A 17,579-nucleotide genomic window follows, 5' to 3' on the forward strand; every position below is an offset into this window, starting at 1 on the left:
TTTCTTCCTTCCTTTCTATTTTGGTATGCAAATACGTACAGTTGTGCCTTCATTCAACTTGCTTTCGATGATCAAACCTCGGTTGCCTAACTGACGCAGTCTTTTATGCGTGTTCGGCAAGCCGACTCCTTTTCTTTCTGCCGGCAGATCCGATAAGATGGCTGTTAACTTATCTGGATTCATTCCAAGCCCATCATCCGAGATGACAATCTCAATGCTTTCACGGCTTTCATTGATTTGAATTTGCACAGTTCCGCCCTCTGTCCGTTTCAAAACTCCATGTTCAATTGCATTTTCCACTAGGGTTTGGATTGCCAGCGGCGGTACTTGAATTTCAGGTAAATAGACGTAATTTTTTACGATTCTTAACCGATCACCATAGCGTTGCTGTTCGATATAAATATACGAATCAACCAGATCCATTTCCCTTGCCAACGGGACGGTTTGCTCTAAGTTCTGTGATGTAAAACTATTTTGCAGATAAGTTCCGAAGTTCTCTAGTAGCTTGGACATCTTTTCCGGATCAATCTCACTTAGTGCACTAATGGTATTCAATGTATTGAAGAGGAAATGGGGCCTGATTTGTGCTTGCAGCCAGGCCGCCTCCATCTTCACATGCTCTTCAATTGCATGGTTCAACTGCAGAAGTGTCTTGATGCGCGAAATCAGTTCTGACTTTTCAACAGGTTTCTGAACATAATCATTGGCCCCCGCTTCAAATCCCATTTGAATATCAATCGGCTGGGTTCGCGCGGTCAACAATAAGATGGGCAGTTCTGCCAATGAAAATTTATTTCTTATTTTACGTGTTAATTCATAGCCAGACATATGTGGCATCATAATATCCGAGACGACCAGACTCCAATTGCCCCCATCGAACTGCTCCAATGCTTCTTTTCCTGTCGTACAAGTCACGATCTCGTATCCTTCTGCTTTTAACATTTGCTTCATAATTGAAAGGTTCATCGGATCATCATCCACTACTAAGATTCGTTCAGCACCGCTGCTAGAGGTTTTGTTCAAATTATTCGTATAGCTGGACGACTCTGCCACAGACAGGGGAAGCGGCCTAGTCCTGCTGTCTTCTTGTATCTCGGCAAGAGGGATGGTAAAAGTAAACGTAGCACCTTTCCCTTTTGAGGTGTCCACTTGTATCGTTCCCCCATGCAATTCAATCAGCTGCCGGCAAATACTCAATCCGAGACCAATTCCTCCGCCACCTGTAGAAGCAATACCTCGTTCATCCTGGGCATAGCGCTGGAACATCCTGTCTGCAACCTCCTGATCCATGCCAATTCCTTCATCCGTAACATGGATCATCGCCATTCCCTGTTGCATTTCAGATGAAATCCGGACGTTGCCGCTTTCAGTAAACTTCATGGCATTATGCACTAAATTGAATAGGATTTGAAACAGCCGATTTTCATCTGCCTGTACATAAGGAAAGTTTTCAGGGATCGTATTCTCCAGCGTAATCAACTTTCCTTCCTTCATAAATTTCAGTGTATCGAATACATTGGTCACGACAGGTGCCAGACGAATAACTTGTTGATCAAGCCGGACTCCTTTTCCTTTCAATTGTTCACTGTCCAGCAAATCATTTACAATCATGGACATTCTGCGACCCACAGACATCAGCGTCTCTAAGTTCTGTTTTGCTTCCTGTGATAAAGACATTTTCTCCTGCTCGTAAATTGTTTGGGTAATATTCAATATACCGTGCAGCGGGTTCCGCAGTTCATGTGAAGTATTTGCCAAGAAGTCATCTTTTTGCTGAATTTCTTTTTGTAAAGATACAGCCAATTGTTGACTATTATCAGCCATTATGAAAAAGCGCTTAAACCAAAACAACCCGAAAAAGATAATCCCCACCAACATATCAAACGGATAATATGGAAGCTCAGGTGCAACCCGGCTCTTATAGGAACCCCAAACGAGGCTGGACAGGATGCTGATCACTGCGAGCATAAAGTATAGGAAATTACTTTTTCCCGGCAATGCTGACCGGTAGATCAGGAATGGCATTGGAAGCGGGATAAACATCAAAAGCGTGTAGACGATATACATATTCATTTCTACAGACAGCAGCGTGGCCATTACAAACAATGTATACAAAACCGTTACAAAGCGAAAATAGTATCTCGTCCATTTGCCAAATGGTTTGCCTTCTGTTTTCACTATCGACTTGATGAAAAGCAAGGAAAAATATGCACTGCCTGTATACGTCAGATAGATCGCCTTTTGCCACCAGTCGAACGAAATGCCCGGGAAAAAATAGAGCAGCAGTTTATCGTCATCCACTGTAATAGACAGCGCCATCGCCATAAATGCCAGAGCCAGGAACAACATCTCTTTCTTTCTGGAGAACAGCAAGTAGATCAGCAGAGCGTAGAGACTATGAAGCAAGATGATAGCTGCTACCACTAACTGCCAGGCATAGTCCCGGAACACAGACCGTTCCGCCACATCCCATTCCCCGAGCTCTATTGGCTGGACAATGCCTCCCTTTCGCAATGAATGAAAGTTTGAGACGTGGATCATGAGGTCAATTTCTTTGATATTTCCATCCAGTTGCAACGTGTGCGGGCGATAATCCGGTTTCTCCTCCTGTTTGTTCCCGGCAGTTCTTCCAAGACGTGCTACTTCCTTGCCATTGATAAATAAATGGGAGGCTGACACAATATCTTTTGTATAGAGCCGATAGGTGTCAGCCGTGTCAGTATCCAGTAGAATTTTTAAGCGATAGGTACCATAGCCAGAAGGATCATTGTCTTCCGATAATTGCTTCTGCCATTTGCCAGGCACTTGTATCAGCATCGGTCGCTTCTCAGGATGGTCACCCGGCTCCAGGAACTCTCCTTTGAAAAAATGCCATTCTCCATTTAACGGCAGCATTCCCTCTGACAATACCGCATTGCCCCTTAGGTCCAAGATTCCATCTTCAGCTACCGGTGTATTTATTTTACAATTCGACTCGATCCATAGGAGACGAAATGATGTGAGCGTGACGATTAGTAAGAGAATGAGAAGCAGTGGTTTTTTTGTTTTCATATGGTGTTAGTTCGACATGATGCCTTCTAGGTCCTCCTTACACATCAAGCCGCCCCCTCTTTCGGAGAATAAAAACAATACTCAGTAAAGAGATTACCAGAAGCCCTGCAAACCCTCCAATCCACATACCGGATAATTGTTCTTCCTTTCTGTCGCTTTTTACACCTGAACTGGGCAGTTCCAGTTGCACGGCAGATGCATTGGTGTACACTTTTCCATTTTCAGACTTGACGACCATTGTTGCAAATTCATCGGCAGTATTTAGGAATTCGAGCAACTTCCGATCAATCACCGGGCCTCCTTCACGATTTTCAAATACCATCATCGTATGCTTCTTTTCTCCCCACATACTCGGCTGAATCCAATTCACTGCCTCTACAGTGTCGGTTAAGAAGCCTGAAGCTGCCATGTCAGGCTTTCCCTTCACATGGGACACGGCAAGTTTCGAAGCTTCTTGTTGAAGTGCCGGCTGAACATCCGGTCCTCCGATAAAGAGCAGTTGACGTTTTTTTAAGTCGTCTGTTGATATTTTATCAGCAAGTGCAAGCTTCCAATTCATAAGCCGTGTCTGAATATGAAGATTTTCATATAAATACAACAGTTCATTGTCATCAATGCTTTCGGATGCAGGCAAGACGATAATTGCCTCTTCTCCTTTATCGACGAATGGAAATGGAAATTCCGATATGGAATGTGTTTTCTGTTTCTCGGTCCTTGGAAATAAGAAGAAACTGTCTTCTTCAATATACAGCCAACGACTTTGATCTGTAGTAATACACGGATTTTTAGTCAGCAAACCACTCGTCGTAAATTGCAGACTGACAATCCGACTGTCCTTTAGTGTCTTATGATCAATCGGTAATTGTACGGTGTATACCCCTTCTTTATGCTCTTTCAGTTGCCGGATATTAATTGAATGCGGCACCTTATTAACCCAGGCAATTAATTCAATATCCCCGTCAAGTAACTCATCGGTTGTTAGTTCTTCCTCTTTTTCAGGAGCAAGAGCCGTATGTTTTAGATGCAGCTCCAATAATGGCGTCTGTTCCTGATCCAGCGTATACGGAAGAGAATAAAAAAATTGCTGACTTTCCCGATTAAGGCTATCCAGTGTCACGTTAGACATACCAAATTGTTTTAGCGGAACAGTCTGAGTATCTTGTGCATCCGGTAGTTTCGTTGTGTTTGTTAGCACCAGTTGCTCTCCGGCCAACTGTGCAGTCAAGCTTGCTTCAGTTAAAACCGATATCCTCTTTTCAAGATCTTTCGGAGACTTCGCGACCGCAAACAGTGCATTCACTTCTTGCTTTCCATCTGTTAACGTCTTCAATGAAATAACTGCTGCATCGTCAGTCAAAGGTAATTTTGCCTGTTGGATTAAATCTTTCATGAAGGCACTCGTAAACTCGTTCCCGCCCCCTACAAACAATACATTATTCATCATCTTGTTCAGCTTGGATTCCCTCACTATACGGACGGATTGATCTTCATTTCCTATCTTTGATAAATACGCGCCGATCTTCAACCCGCTGTTAAGGGTAGCCATGGAAGCATGATCGGGCAGGATAATGGTAACAGGATTTTTCTCTGATCCAGTAAAGGCGTCAGGATAACTTTTTAAGGAATGATTCCCCGCCACATTATTCATAAGCTTAAAATAAGAATCGATGTGAATGGTCATCCAGTTCGCTGTCGTCCCTTGCTCTACACATACTCCTTCTTTGACCACACCGTAATATGAAACCGTCACTTCGTGGAAGCCTTTTTTCAACGATTCTCCATCCAACGGAATAACGAGCTTATTAATTAATTTGTCACCTGTCAGTGATTTTGAAAGCACTGCTTTTCCATCCACTCGTACAGTAATGGATGAGGGGGCGATGAGTAATTCCGAGTGGCTCATGTGCAAAACAAGTGCCTGATCTGTTTTCACCTGGTTTTCCTGAAGCTCATAATAGAAAGATATTGCTTGCTCCGGACCTTTCAGCTCAATCGGCTGATTGGTGATCGGCTGTTTATTCGACAGATTTGGACTTGCTTCCAGCTGAATCCCCGATACTTGCAGCGGCTGGGCAGTTGGTGTTTCTGCACTTGCGGTCTGCCACCCGAGCCATCCGAAAAATGCAATAACTGTTATGAAAAGGTGTTTCATTAGTTTCCCTCCACTTTCTTTTTTGTAAAACGTTCTGTTTTATACCAAGTAACCTTTTGCCTTAACAATATTCTTTTTGTTTCCAAAAATAGCGAATGCATGACTAAGAGAATCCACATTTGTGAATACGTAAAATACATGAGAAATATATATCCAAAGTTTTTTCGTGTCATTTCTGTCCGTTCAATACTTAAAGCGATGGAAACTTCCGCTACAAACAGTAGGAAGGCAAGCCCCCAAAGAATCAGCGCCACATTGCCGATCTGTAAATTAAGGTCATAAAACAAATTCACCACGAACAGCGTATTCGAGATGATCACGCCAAAGAAAAATAGAAAGTAGGTGAAAAAGAAGTAAAACAAGTCAAAGATGATTCGTTTCCGCTTTAATTTGAATAACTGAGATAGAAATTTCAAGACTACATATTGATTGCCGCGGGCCCATCTCGTCCGCTGTTTCCACCAGACGCCAAGTGTTTCGGGCTCCTGCTCCCATGTAATTGCAGATGGAAAAAATCGAATATGATAGCCCAAATCATAGACACGGACCGTTAATTCCGTGTCTTCGGCAAGGGCTTTGACATCCCAGCCGCCAAGGGTTTCCATAATATGCCGGTGAATCGCAAAGTTTGTCCCCGGAATGGTTGCCACTTTAAACCAGTTCCAGCGCCCAGCCTGCGCCATCCACTGAAAACAAATCGTCTCAATATTAATAAAGCGTGTCAGCCAAGTTTGGTTTGCGTTGCTGACACGAAACTTTCCGACCATCGCACCTGCCAGCGGATCATTGAGGAGACCCATCACCAAGTACCAAACCGCCATTTTTTCAGGTGTATTGTCCGCATCGTAAACGACAATAACTTCTCCCTCCGATTGGGCAAGTGCCTCATTTAATGCAGATGACTTTCCAATTCCCCGGTTGGGCGGCGTGGTTTCGATCAGCCGGATAAAAGGATACTTTTCCGCAAAGCTCTGTGCAATCTCACCCGTTCGATCGGATGAATTGTCATTGATGACGATAATGTCCAGCTTATCTTTCGGATAATACAGACGCGCCATCGCCTTCAATGTCTGACCGATCACCACTTCCTCATTATGCGCCGGGATGAAGACACTGACTGTCGGCAGTTCAACCATATTCTTTTCCCATTTGGTGATCACACGTTCAAACGTTCTAAAATGCCGGTAGCCTCCCTGCATCAGAAACATATGGTACAGCAGCATAAGCCAGATCAAGCTAAGTGCACTGTAAAATAAGATATTAGCCAATATACTGCCTCTCCTTAAATAATCGTTTTTTCAAGCGAAAACGCAAGATCACTACGTAGGTGAAAAAGGTGGCGACAAATCCCACAACAACCACCACAATTAGCCACAGAACCGATTGAACAATATCTTCCCGAGCTTTTTCAAAAAACTGACCTACTTCCGTAATTGTCGACTGAACTTCTATTCCCTCTGCGTTTTGCAGTATAGTTATGCGGTCACTTGTTATGGTTTGAGCCGTTTTTGAAAAGTCCAGCCACTTCATATTAGGCACTGATTCTATTAACTGAATGACTTCAACCAAATATTCCATTCCAAGGTATGGATGATAAAATCCACCGATGACGGAACCCGGAACTGTCTGCAGCTTTGCTATGGACGCTTCCATTTCTTGAAAGGGATCTGGCAACGCAGGATCGATATATCCAATCGTCTCTGGATATAGTGTCATTCCGGATAAAATGGCTGGTTTTGATATAAATAAAGGTGCATCCATTACACTCCAATTCACATCGCTTAATTGAATCTGACCGAAAATAGAAGAAAAATAGTCAGAGGTCACTTTATATCCATTGGAGCTCATCGTGTAATGCGGAGCTTCAAACGCAACAGGATACAGTCCTATGTTTGTTAAGTCCTCAATAGATTTGGTATGCTTGTACTGAATATAGTTAGTTTCGATTTGAAGGATTTCATTTTGATATGATTGATAATCCATATCCGAGGAAAATGCATTACGCGCGCGAATCGGCAAAGGTAATTCGTCATTGCGTTCGGTCGTGATCGGCTGGTTTAACTGAACATCCCAAAATTCAAACCCCTCTCCTGTTTCATCAAAACGATAGGAGTGCGTATAGCCGTGGGCAATCACCATCCCACCGCGTGCCTGCAGGTCTATCAGGACATTCACCAATTCTTTATTGGAGGAAAGGGGTATTTGTTCTCCAGTCTCACTATTGACATAAACCGGGATGATGGCCATAAAAAATGGGATATTGCGATCCGCTAAGTAATTACCTGTCTCGCTGACAAGCTTGGGGTCTGAAATCGGCGAAATGTCTTCCAATCGAATATAAGATGGATGGGAGACAGGTGGCGGCACATCCAACAGGGAATACAGCGAACGGGAAAGGGCAAATTTCTCTTCAGTTCCAAAAGCAGACGTAGCCACATAGGAAACGTTCTTCTTTTTAACAATTAAGGGGAGCTCCCTGTCCAGCGTTGCCCCTTTCGATAACACTTCGCTTTCTTTTGGAGGAACCACGTGAATTACAGATTTAATCTCTTTCAGTGCATTTCCATCCACGCTGCGAATAGTCTCTTCCCTTAAAAATTCCCAGCCCGTAAATTGTGCCAGCTGATCAGCATTCCATCCGAAAGCGAGAAGTTGACCAGCAAAGGCTTCCATTTCCTTCAAAGCACTTTCTGGCAGCACCCCTTCCTCATCGCCAATAAAAATTAGTTGGTCATACTGCTTCAATGAATTCGGCTTAACGTCGTTCACTGAATACAGATCAATGGATTCGGAAAACCCCGCCAATGTAGCTTCGATAAAATGGATATGCTCGTTCAGTTCATCATCAGCTGTCATATAAATTAAGGCCATCTGATTCTTTTCTATCTCTCCTTTTGCAGCTGTCAGGATCGGAGACAGAATAGCTACCGAAAATACAATGAGGATTTGAGCTAAGTATTTATAATTCACGTGCTACCAACTCACTTTCCATTTGTGATAGGAAATCATCACAATCCAAAAGTTCCGTTTGCTTCCCATACACGCTATATGCCGTCCGGAATGCCAGTGTGACGTATTTTTGATTCAGTAATTGATGCTCTTTTATGGACTGGGACAGTTTCTCATAAACTACATCGATGGAGGCATCATCTGTTTGCGTCAGCAACAGGGCAAACCGGTCAGCCGAATAGCGAAACTTCCGGTCCGTTTTCCGGACTACTTTCTGAATCTTGTCTGCAATCGATGAGAGAAGATGCAGCAATTCTTTCTCTCCATACAGGTTTTTGAATTCTTTAAAATAATCCATCTGGATCAAAATGAGTGTGAAATTACCGCCATAGCGCTTAACCCGCTTCATCTCCAATTCCATTTCCAACTTCAAACGGTTCGTATTATCAAAACCCGTGGATATATCGACGGCTACGAGCTGACTAATCTCCTCTTGCAGCCTCCGGTTCAAACGGCTCTGATTGACGATATAATCTCGGAGTTTTCCGGCCGCTAGAACAACTAGCAGGATAACAAAGCCATAGCCCATTAATATAGGCAGCGGCAGGACCAGTGGAACTGTTGAATTCATTGAAAAATAAAGTAAAAATGATCCCGCCAAAAATATCAAACTTACACTGCAAATCAGCCCAATTAATGATCCTGCCAGTAAGGTCAGCACGGTAAGCAGCATTAGAAGAACTGCAAGCAATAAACCAGAGTTACCCTGTTGAAATAAAAAGAATACAGCCCCCTGCAGGCCAATTATGAATAAAGAGGTAAAAACCAATATTTTTATCTCTATAGTTTTAGAAAATAGCTTCATTGATTCCTATCCTTTCCGCAATCAATGCCAATAAATTATCAAATGTATGAGTATCCATGGAATAAACATCGGTATAACCCCCGTAATAAGGCAAGCCCTTATCCAGTTGCTGCATATCCTTCATAGACAGGAATAGTTGTCTGGCAAAATCGTTCTCTTCCAACTCCAGGCACATCAAGATCGCCAACGCATAAACAGCTGCCGCTTCAAATTCAACGGACGGCTCCCCGTTATCCAATCCATATCGCCCATACAACTTCCCATCCTTGGCAAATGCAGACTTTGCAAAGTCTAGAAGAGGTGTGACGTCGCCGCCCCACTGTGCCCGATGATACCCCACATAAAACTGGTCAATTAAGTTAATTTCTTTGTCAAATGAAAATGTGCCGGTCAACGTCTGATAGGATTTCGGATAAAAACCATGCGGGCTGACGGGTGCATCGACAAGCAGTTGTTTTGTCTGGTTATGCCATTCTTCTGGCAATTCCTGCATCCGTTCAAATCCGTCCGGAATGATATAGCTGAGGGTGATCGTGTCCCCTTGATGCTTACTATTTAGGTCAATATGATCGATAAACCATCCATTACGAACTTGATAACGAAGGAAAGAGGTCTCCATTTTCTCGGCCAGCTGGGTATAAGCTCGGTGATTCCACTGTTCACCTGCCCTGTACAAGGCTGTCATAATACGCAAATCATCAATAAATGCATTAGCAGTCGCTTCTTTTTGGCCACGCAACTCCCAATAGATTAAATAATCCTCTGTAAAAAAGTAATTTCTCAGCATATCCACTGTATCGTGAAACTGCGCATAGTCATTTTTCTCCAGTAAGTAATCCATCCACAGCCCAACGGTTTCCGAGAGATAAGTGTCTTTTTGATCCAGCAGATCGGTCTGCATTCTGCCGTCTTCTTTCATTAAATACTTCTGAATAAATTGTTCAGCCGCCAGTGCTTCTTTCGGTTTTCTGCTCTCCTTGCTCTCCATTAAAACCCAGGCACCGCAAATTGCGAGAGAAACAAGTATCATTACAGCTATTAGTATATTTTTCTTCATGTGTAGTTTCCTCTTCTTATTCATTTATAGGATATGCAGCTCAAAGGAGGAATCCTGTTGATTTTTTGCCAAGAACATAGCTGAATCTGCATAATCCAGCAAGACGTTCACATTATAGCTGTGGGTCGGATAAATACTTGCCCCGACACTGATATCGATATTCAGTACTCCCCGACTCGTAGTGAATGGCTGGGAACCTACTGAATGAACAGCCGCCAATAGATCAGGAAAGTCATCGGTTTCATGCAGAACGATGACAAATTCATCACCACTGAAATGAAATGCATATCCCTGATTTACTGTAATTATTTTCAGTCGCCTGCCGATTTCTTTGAGCACTTCATCCCCAGCCATGTGACCATATTCATCGTTGATCCTTTTGAATTTATCCACATCCATATAGAAAAAGAAAGCTCTCCTCCCTAAGTGGTCTGCCTCCTGTAAATACGATCTCACATTCATATCAAACGCTCTTTTATTCGGCAAATTTGTCAATTCGTGAAGACAAGCTTTCTGGCGCCAATAATCCCTCTCACTGCGGACCAGTGAATCATGAAAAACGAGTAATATCCTGCCCGGCTGACTGAACGGAATCGCCGTAGCCTGCACCCACAATAAGTCTCTCGTCTCCGAATAAAAAATAAGTTCTCCTGACCACTGTCCTTCCAGTCTCGCCTGAACAATCAGCTGCTGCCACGCTTCATTCGCCGGCAGCTCTGAATTCAACACATGAAAGTCTAGTAAGCGGAGTGAGGATGCAGTATAACCAAATACTTGCTGGAAATTTTCATTCCATTCTAAAATGGTGCCATCTGACTTAGCAACAGCGAGGATGATAGACGGGGACAAGAGATTTTTCATGAGGGTAGCGGTGCAATCTGCCTCGTTGTTATTCTGCCTAAATAAAGATGGGGGTGTCATTAGCAATTCCTCCTATTTTTATATCAATAAATTTTCTTCGACTTGTTGATTCCTAGTATATGTCAAGGCTCTTACAAAACTCTTAAACTGGTGCAAAAGAAAAACCAGCCTCATTTTGACTGAGACTGGTTTTACTGCCTTACACAGAAGGCCAATTAATTGAGATGATGAAAACTTGCGGAAAGCCCGTTGGAGATCAATGCAAAATCTATATCCTGAAAGAGTTTGAAGATCTCCACACATCGTTTGATCCGAAAAGGACCGCTGCCCTGGACAGCGACCCTTATACTTAGCTTATAATACAGGCGATAGTAAACGGGAAATTCCTTGTTTAAAGCGGATCCAAAGTGATCTTTCTGCATAGCGGCCGGCTGTCAGCTCTGAACTCAACTCGATATCTTGCAAGAATAGATTCTGCAGCTGCTTTGCCACTTGTTCATCGTAGATAATCGCATTCACCTCAAAATTCAGCCGGAAACTCCGTGAATCGATATTCATTGTGCCTACCGATGCCACTTCACCGTCGACTACAATGGTCTTTGCATGCAAGAAACCATTTTCATAGAGCAGGATTTTTGCGCCGTAATCAATTAGATCGCCGGCATATGCCCAGGTTGCCCAGTAGACAAAAGGATGATCCGGCTTGCACGGGATCATGATGCGGACATCTACACCTGAAAGCAGAGCAATCTTGCAGGCGTCCATGAAACTTGTGTCCGGAATAAAATAAGGCGTCTGGATAAAGATGCTTTCCTTAGCCGACAAAATTAGCTTTATATACATATTCTTCAAATGTTCTGTCACAGAATCCGGTCCGCTTGAAACGATCTGCACGGGACTCGTTCCGTTCTGCACTTTCTGCTGAAAAGAGTAATCTCCCCAAACACCAGGCTTGTTTTTACCGGCCTGATGCCAGTCAAGAATGAATTTCCCCTGAATATTATTAACTGCTTTCCCAGTAATCCGAAGATGCGTATCCCGCCAGTAACCGAATTTTTCATTCAGTCCTAAGTATTCATCTCCTATATTGAAGCCGCCAATATAGCCGATTCTTCCGTCAATTATGACGAGTTTTCGGTGATTTCGGTTATTCACTCTGAAATTCACCAAGCGGAATAAAGAAGGGAAAAACACTTCTACTTTGCCGCCGGCTTTGCGTAGATCTTCAAAGAATTTCGGCGCTGTTTTTTTGGAACCGACTTCATCATAAAGCAGCCGCACTTTCACACCGGCTTTTGCACGTTCAATTAATGCATCACGAATTCTCTTTCCCAAAGCATCCGGCTGAATAATATAGTATTGGATATTGACCTCCTGCTCCGCAGACTTGATGTCAGCCAGCAGCGCATCAAATTTCTCATGTCCATCCGTAAAAATTCTAATTGCATTGTCATCTGATAATAACGCGTGGGAAGACATCAAATTCATTCGAATCAATTCCTTATGCTTATGCATTAAAGGAGACTGCGCAAGCTGTTCATTGTCCAATGTCTCAAGCTGCCGGTCTGCTTCCGTTTCAATGGCTTCTTTTTCTTCAGCTGTCAGCTTATAAAAATTTTTCTGTTTCAGGTTGCGGCCGAGGAACAGATAGATAAAGAAACCGGCAATTGGCAGGAATACCAGCACCATAATCCAAGCCCATGTGTTTCCGACATCTCTTCGTTCGAAAAACAGGACACCTGCTAAAAGCAGCACATTGAGTGCGGTAATAATTGATACGGATAACGTAATGAAGTTGGTTATGTCCATTACATTCACGATCCTTTCGTTTTCATTGCGGACTTCTTTGTTTCCATATACTAGTTCTGGAGTTTTCAGATTGTACTCCTAAATATAGCATGTAAAGACACAAATAGAATAGAAATTATGTAGAATGGCAAAAAAGACTGTCTATTGTAAAATAGCAGTCTCCAACACAATGAATCCGTTAACATTCTATATATTATTTACGAATCAGTTATCCTTCCTCATTCAAGAACTCTTCCTTCACACGCTCACTATATGTCTTCTTACTCTCGCCCTCTTGCATCGGATATTTCTCCTCTACAAGCGGCATTAACTTCTTCCACAGCAGATCCATCACATAAAAATCACGGTCAAATTGATAATCCAGCTCCTCCAGCGTCAAATCAAGAACTTCTGCATATCTCTCTTTCTCTTTACTGCGAACAGCAGCCGCATATTCCTTAATAAATTCTGTCACTTCTTCCTCTTCCACTTTCACTCCGTACTCCTCTTCCGCGATGCGCAGTGCATCCCAATAACGTCCGTTTTCCCTCTCCGCCATCGACCGCATAAATTCCGGTGAATGCTCCTGCTTCGTAAAATTATTCTCTACCCGTATGCGGAACTCCGCCTTCTTCACAGTAAACAGCGTATCCGTTTCATTCGCATTCACTCCTGAACGAATAAACTCCAATTCTTCCTTGATCTCAGGCATGTCTTTCAGCACCTCTTTCACCGCCGCGTTCATTTGTGCATAATCTTTCGTTAGGAGCTTGGGCTCTGCCTGCTCCGAACTGGCAGGTTTTTTAATCAGCATACTCGCAGCAATAACTAAACTGAAACATATCATCGTCAGCGCAAATCGATTGCTCCCTGTCATTTTCATTTCTCCTTTATGCAGTAAGTCCCTCTACTATGCCATAGTAAAGCTGATTAATTTGTTGAATGCACTGCATAGCCGGCAAAACTTTTCTCTCCCCTTCGACAAGTATTTCCGGGAAAACAAAAAAATCCAAGTACACGGAAGAGCCGCATACTTGGATTACTTACTTATTTACGGACAGCTGTCACTTTCTCTGTCGTAAACGTCACAATGACGAACAATGCAAAACTAATCAGTAACACTGTACCGCCGACAATATAGAAAATTAGAGCAAATGTTTCATTGATATTAAACGGTTTCATGAACTGAAGCCACATACCTGTCGTCAATCCGATTGCTCCGATAATTCCTGACCATCCCTGAATCGTCAGCAGCTTCTTCGCACGCACACGGTAAATTTTATAGAATACGCCCCACGAAAACATCGACAGCCAGCCAACCAGCAAAATATGTGCGTGAATCGGACGGAACGCAAGCGACCCGGCACCCGCCATATGAGAACCGAGTACCGTACCGATCAAGCCAAAAATCGCCGCAATGCGAATTAAACGTAAACTCCACTTATCCTGTAACATCTTTATTCCTCCAGTCGTCTTTCTACTATCTTCATACTATCAGAGTTAGATGAACGGAATGTGAACAGAAGATTATAATCTAGGCAAGCGCACAATGAAAGTTGTCCCCTGTCCTAATTCGCTTATCACTTCTATTTGGCCATTATGCAGACGTACGACTTGCTCAACAATTGAAAGTCCGAGTCCCGTTCCTTCTACATCACGTGTTCGCGAATGGTCGGCTCGGTAAAAACGATCGAAAATTCTTGCCTTCGTTTCTTTCGACATCCCAACACCTGAATCTTCAATCGAGAAACAAACCCATTCATCCTGCTCCCACAGTCTGATATCGATTGTTCCGCCGTCCTGTGTATACTTAAGGGCATTCGACAGTAAATTCTCCCACACTTTCTCAAGGAAAGCAGGATCACCTTCATACGTCACTTCCTCAATTTCAAGCATCAGCGACATTTCTTTCTCCTGCAACAGCCACTGTGATTTCCGTACAGTCTCCCTCATTTGTTGATCCACACGGAACTCTTTCTTCTGCAGCGGAGAAACGAGCTGATCCAGCGAAGTCAGCAGCAATAATTGCTTCGTCAGCGTAGACAGCCTTTCTGTTTCCGACTGGATAATCCCTGCGTAATGCTTTCTTTCATTGGCAGGCAACTCTTCATTCGACAGTAAATCCGCATAGCCTTTGATATTCAATAAAGGCGACTGAAAATCATGCGATACATCACTGATAAATGCCTTCCGAATTTGATCGTTCTCACTGAGCCGGTTGATCATCTGCTGAAAACTCTTTGCCAGCTGTCCGATCTCATCTTTCCGGTCAATCGACAGTTCCCCGCTGAATTGTTCCTCTCCGACCTTTTTCGTCGCCCGGGTCAGTGCCACAATTGGCTCAATCAGCTTGCGCGCCACAAAGAGCATCGCCAACAGACTGATGATCGCCATTACAATGACCATTCCCCCGAGCAGATAGTGAATTTCTGTAAACAGCAGCTTAATGTCGGGGCGCAGGAACAAAGCATACGTGCTGCCTTGAAAAGTAAACGGCACACCTACCGTATTCGCGGATTCATTCGAAAAATAACCCGTCACAAACGTCTCCGCCTTCAAATCTCGCATGCCGTGGTAAACTTCTCCGCCGTGTACCTGACGAACTGCTTCAGGCTCCAAATTATCCAGACGGAAACTCTCTCCGTAGGCAGATGCTCCTCCGTCCTGTGGAATTACCATCAGTTTATAGCCCGAGTTTGCAATCATTTCAAAATAAGCATTCAAATCCAGACCGTCCTCCGACTCAATGAAAGAACCTATCTCTTCTGCAATCCTGACATTCTTCGCGTCATTCTCATCCTTCAGATAACGGTGATAATATGTATTGACCGCCAAAAAAGCAACGACCGCACTTGAAAGCATGATCGCGACAGTCAGTAACAGAAACTTGCCGTACAGCGACTTCATTCCGAAACCTCCAGCTTATACCCGACACCGCGCACGGTTACAATCTTCACCTGATCTGTCAATTTCTCAAGCTTGTCCCGCAGCCGTTTAATATGGACGCTCAGCGTCTGCTCATCTCCCTCGTAATCAAAGCCCCACACACGCTCTACCAGAACATCGCGCGTAAACACCTGATTAAGTCTGGAGGCAAGCACAGACAGCAGCTCAAACTCCTTCAGCGGCAGCAAAAGCGACTTCTTGCCATGTACCACTTCATAACTCTGCCGATTAATCACCAGCGGCCCGACCTGGATTATTCTGTCTACAGCCTTGTCATAACGCCGCAGGATCGCATGAATTCTGAACAGCAGCTCTTTCGGCTCAAAGGGCTTCACCAGATAATCATCCGACCCCGCCAAAAATCCCTTCTCCTTATCCTCCATCTCCCCCTTCGCCGTCAGGAGCAGCACCGGGATCTCCGTGTACTCTCGAAGTCTCTTCGTCAGCGTATAGCCATCCATCCCCGGCATCATGACATCCACCACTGCCAAGTCCGGCCACTCCCGCTCCACTGCCTCCAGCGCTTGTTCACCATTCACAGCCTTCACCACCGTATACCCCGCCTGCCGCAAATGAATACTCACCAGCTCTAAAATATGTATATCATCATCCACTACTAAAATTTTCATACAGTCCGCCTCCTCCTCTTCCACTCCGCATTCAGCAATCCAGACAGAATAATAATGACCGCCGTCAAGTAAAACCATAACACAAGCATAATAATGCCTGCCAACTGTCCGTATAGCCTGGAGTAATCAACCCGTGCTACATAATCGCCGAATAACAGCGACACCAGCTGCCAGCCAAATGCAGAAAATAGTGCTCCCGGCAATACTTCTTTCCATTTCATTTTACCAGTCGGAACCAGCTGATAAAACAACAGGAAGAATATCAATAAAAAAATGGTCCCGAGACCCCATTTAATATTCGGCCAAATATACAGCCAGCCCTGCCAAGCATCCAGCACATCGTAATACGCAATCACACGGTGCAGAAGCTTCTCGATCAAGGGTAAAAACAGCGACATCGGCACAACCAGCATAAACAGAATGGTCACCCCGATATTGCGAATGAACGTCAGCCAGAAAGGTTGCTTCAGCCTCTTTTCATTCGCCATATCCAATGAACGGGCAAACGACTGCACCGCAACAGAAGAAGTCCACAAAGCCGCCAGCACACTGATGACAAGTACTTTGCCATGGCTTTTATAAATAACTGACTGAACACTTTGCTCAATCAGCTGAAATGACTCTTCTGGAACAAATGGACGCAGCAACGCCAAGATACTTGCCTCCTGAACAGGCAGAAACTGAACAAGCGACAACACAACCAATAAAAAAGGCAGCACGGACAGCAGCAAATAATAGGCATTCTGTGCAGCCTGATCAAAAAAGCGTTCATTAAAAAATCGCTTAACCATCTTAATGATCATCAAAATCCCCCTCTGCCTGCTCGCTTCTAACTACAATATACCCTAATTGAATCCATCTCAATTAACTAAAAGTGAATTTCCCTTATCTTATGAAACAGTCGGTCGCATTAGACAACGAAAGCCGCCCGCTTATCTATATCAGCAGGAAAGAACTATTTATAAACTTACGAATGAATGATTACTCCCAATGAAAGCTATCTTCACATAAGTGCTCTATATGATCCTTTACGGGGATGAAGCCGTAGTTTATATATAAACATCCTGTTGCATCGGTGAGCGAGCCAAATAATCCACCCACCGAACCAATATCACCGCCAGCCGAGCCAACGAAAAACAGCTTCAGTTTCCGGCGCAAGAGAACGGTTGATTTATCTCTCCATGAGCACAGCCGCTTGGTGTATGATCAAGTACGGCAGGTCCATGATCACTGGCAGGGAGAGAATGAGCGCGAGGGCAGAGCGTATGATCAGTTGTCAGG

13 protein-coding genes are annotated in these 17,579 nt (G+C 43.9%); all 13 read right to left on the minus strand.

The window, feature by feature from the left end; all coding sequences use genetic code 11:
• Window positions 1–15: 15 nt before the first annotated feature.
• A complete protein-coding gene (locus NCCP2331_RS13190) occupies window positions 16–2,907 on the minus strand; it encodes a hybrid sensor histidine kinase/response regulator (RefSeq protein WP_251671269.1) in 2,892 nt (963 codons plus the stop codon).
• A gap of 181 nt (window positions 2,908–3,088) precedes the next feature.
• On the minus strand, window positions 3,089–5,203 hold the full coding sequence (locus NCCP2331_RS13195; protein ID WP_251671271.1) for a cellulose biosynthesis cyclic di-GMP-binding regulatory protein BcsB: 2,115 nt from the start codon (window positions 5,201–5,203) through the stop codon (window positions 3,089–3,091).
• On the minus strand, window positions 5,203–6,471 hold the full coding sequence (locus NCCP2331_RS13200; protein ID WP_251671273.1) for a glycosyltransferase family 2 protein: 1,269 nt from the start codon (window positions 6,469–6,471) through the stop codon (window positions 5,203–5,205). The genes NCCP2331_RS13195 and NCCP2331_RS13200 overlap by 1 nt, the downstream gene beginning before the upstream one ends.
• Complete coding sequence (locus tag NCCP2331_RS13205; RefSeq protein ID WP_251671275.1) at window positions 6,464–8,173, minus strand: DUF2334 domain-containing protein; 1,710 nt, start codon at window positions 8,171–8,173, stop codon at window positions 6,464–6,466. Before NCCP2331_RS13205 ends, NCCP2331_RS13200 begins: the two co-directional genes overlap by 8 nt.
• The gene (locus tag NCCP2331_RS13210; protein ID WP_251671277.1) at window positions 8,163–9,017 is read right to left on the minus strand and encodes a diguanylate cyclase domain-containing protein; all 855 of its coding nucleotides are present in this window, start codon (window positions 9,015–9,017) and stop codon (window positions 8,163–8,165) included. The genes NCCP2331_RS13205 and NCCP2331_RS13210 overlap by 11 nt, the downstream gene beginning before the upstream one ends.
• On the minus strand, window positions 9,001–10,074 hold the full coding sequence (locus tag NCCP2331_RS13215) for a glycosyl hydrolase family 8 (RefSeq protein ID WP_251671278.1): 1,074 nt from the start codon (window positions 10,072–10,074) through the stop codon (window positions 9,001–9,003). The genes NCCP2331_RS13210 and NCCP2331_RS13215 overlap by 17 nt, the downstream gene beginning before the upstream one ends.
• Window positions 10,075–10,098: 24 nt before the next feature.
• The gene (locus tag NCCP2331_RS13220) at window positions 10,099–10,995 is read right to left on the minus strand and encodes a sensor domain-containing diguanylate cyclase (RefSeq protein ID WP_251671280.1); all 897 of its coding nucleotides are present in this window, start codon (window positions 10,993–10,995) and stop codon (window positions 10,099–10,101) included.
• A 294-nt stretch (window positions 10,996–11,289) separates the two neighbouring features.
• Window positions 11,290–12,744 (minus strand): cardiolipin synthase, encoded by a 1,455-nt coding sequence (gene cls / locus NCCP2331_RS13225; protein WP_251671282.1) that lies wholly within the window; start codon window positions 12,742–12,744, stop codon window positions 11,290–11,292.
• 208 nt (window positions 12,745–12,952) lie between these two features.
• Window positions 12,953–13,600, minus strand: a complete 648-nt coding sequence (locus NCCP2331_RS13230) for a hypothetical protein (RefSeq protein WP_251671284.1) — start codon at window positions 13,598–13,600, stop codon at window positions 12,953–12,955.
• A 170-nt stretch (window positions 13,601–13,770) separates the two neighbouring features.
• On the minus strand, window positions 13,771–14,178 hold the full coding sequence (locus tag NCCP2331_RS13235; RefSeq protein WP_251671286.1) for a hypothetical protein: 408 nt from the start codon (window positions 14,176–14,178) through the stop codon (window positions 13,771–13,773).
• 72 nt (window positions 14,179–14,250) lie between these two features.
• Window positions 14,251–15,630 (minus strand): sensor histidine kinase, encoded by a 1,380-nt coding sequence (locus NCCP2331_RS13240; RefSeq protein ID WP_251671288.1) that lies wholly within the window; start codon window positions 15,628–15,630, stop codon window positions 14,251–14,253.
• Window positions 15,627–16,298, minus strand: coding sequence for a response regulator transcription factor (locus NCCP2331_RS13245; RefSeq protein ID WP_251671290.1), 672 nt, complete (start codon window positions 16,296–16,298; stop codon window positions 15,627–15,629). Before NCCP2331_RS13245 ends, NCCP2331_RS13240 begins: the two co-directional genes overlap by 4 nt.
• Window positions 16,295–17,101 carry a YihY/virulence factor BrkB family protein gene (locus NCCP2331_RS13250; protein ID WP_153723679.1) on the minus strand — a complete coding sequence of 269 codons (807 nt, stop codon included), beginning with the start codon at window positions 17,099–17,101 and terminating at the stop codon, window positions 16,295–16,297. Before NCCP2331_RS13250 ends, NCCP2331_RS13245 begins: the two co-directional genes overlap by 4 nt.
• Between the last annotated feature and the right edge of the window lie 478 nt (window positions 17,102–17,579).

The organism is Sporosarcina sp. NCCP-2331 (genome assembly GCF_023707945.1).
Lineage (GTDB): Bacteria > Bacillota > Bacilli > Bacillales_A > Planococcaceae > Sporosarcina > Sporosarcina cascadiensis.

What these genes read in the sequence shown, in the direction of transcription:
- NCCP2331_RS13195 (WP_251671271.1), bottom strand. Translation starts at nt 5,203, where the DNA reads ATGAAACACCTTTTCATAACAGTTATTGCATTTTTCGGATGGCTCGGG.
- NCCP2331_RS13210 (WP_251671277.1), bottom strand. Translation starts at nt 9,017, where the DNA reads ATGAAGCTATTTTCTAAAACTATAGAGATAAAAATATTGGTTTTTACC.
- NCCP2331_RS13215 (WP_251671278.1), bottom strand. Translation starts at nt 10,074, where the DNA reads ATGAAGAAAAATATACTAATAGCTGTAATGATACTTGTTTCTCTCGCA.
- NCCP2331_RS13220 (WP_251671280.1), bottom strand. Translation starts at nt 10,995, where the DNA reads ATGACACCCCCATCTTTATTTAGGCAGAATAACAACGAGGCAGATTGC.
- cls (WP_251671282.1), bottom strand. Translation starts at nt 12,744, where the DNA reads ATGGACATAACCAACTTCATTACGTTATCCGTATCAATTATTACCGCA.
- NCCP2331_RS13230 (WP_251671284.1), bottom strand. Translation starts at nt 13,600, where the DNA reads ATGACAGGGAGCAATCGATTTGCGCTGACGATGATATGTTTCAGTTTA.
- NCCP2331_RS13235 (WP_251671286.1), bottom strand. Translation starts at nt 14,178, where the DNA reads ATGTTACAGGATAAGTGGAGTTTACGTTTAATTCGCATTGCGGCGATT.
- NCCP2331_RS13240 (WP_251671288.1), bottom strand. Translation starts at nt 15,630, where the DNA reads ATGAAGTCGCTGTACGGCAAGTTTCTGTTACTGACTGTCGCGATCATG.
- NCCP2331_RS13245 (WP_251671290.1), bottom strand. Translation starts at nt 16,298, where the DNA reads ATGAAAATTTTAGTAGTGGATGATGATATACATATTTTAGAGCTGGTG.
- NCCP2331_RS13250 (WP_153723679.1), bottom strand. Translation starts at nt 17,101, where the DNA reads ATGATCATTAAGATGGTTAAGCGATTTTTTAATGAACGCTTTTTTGAT.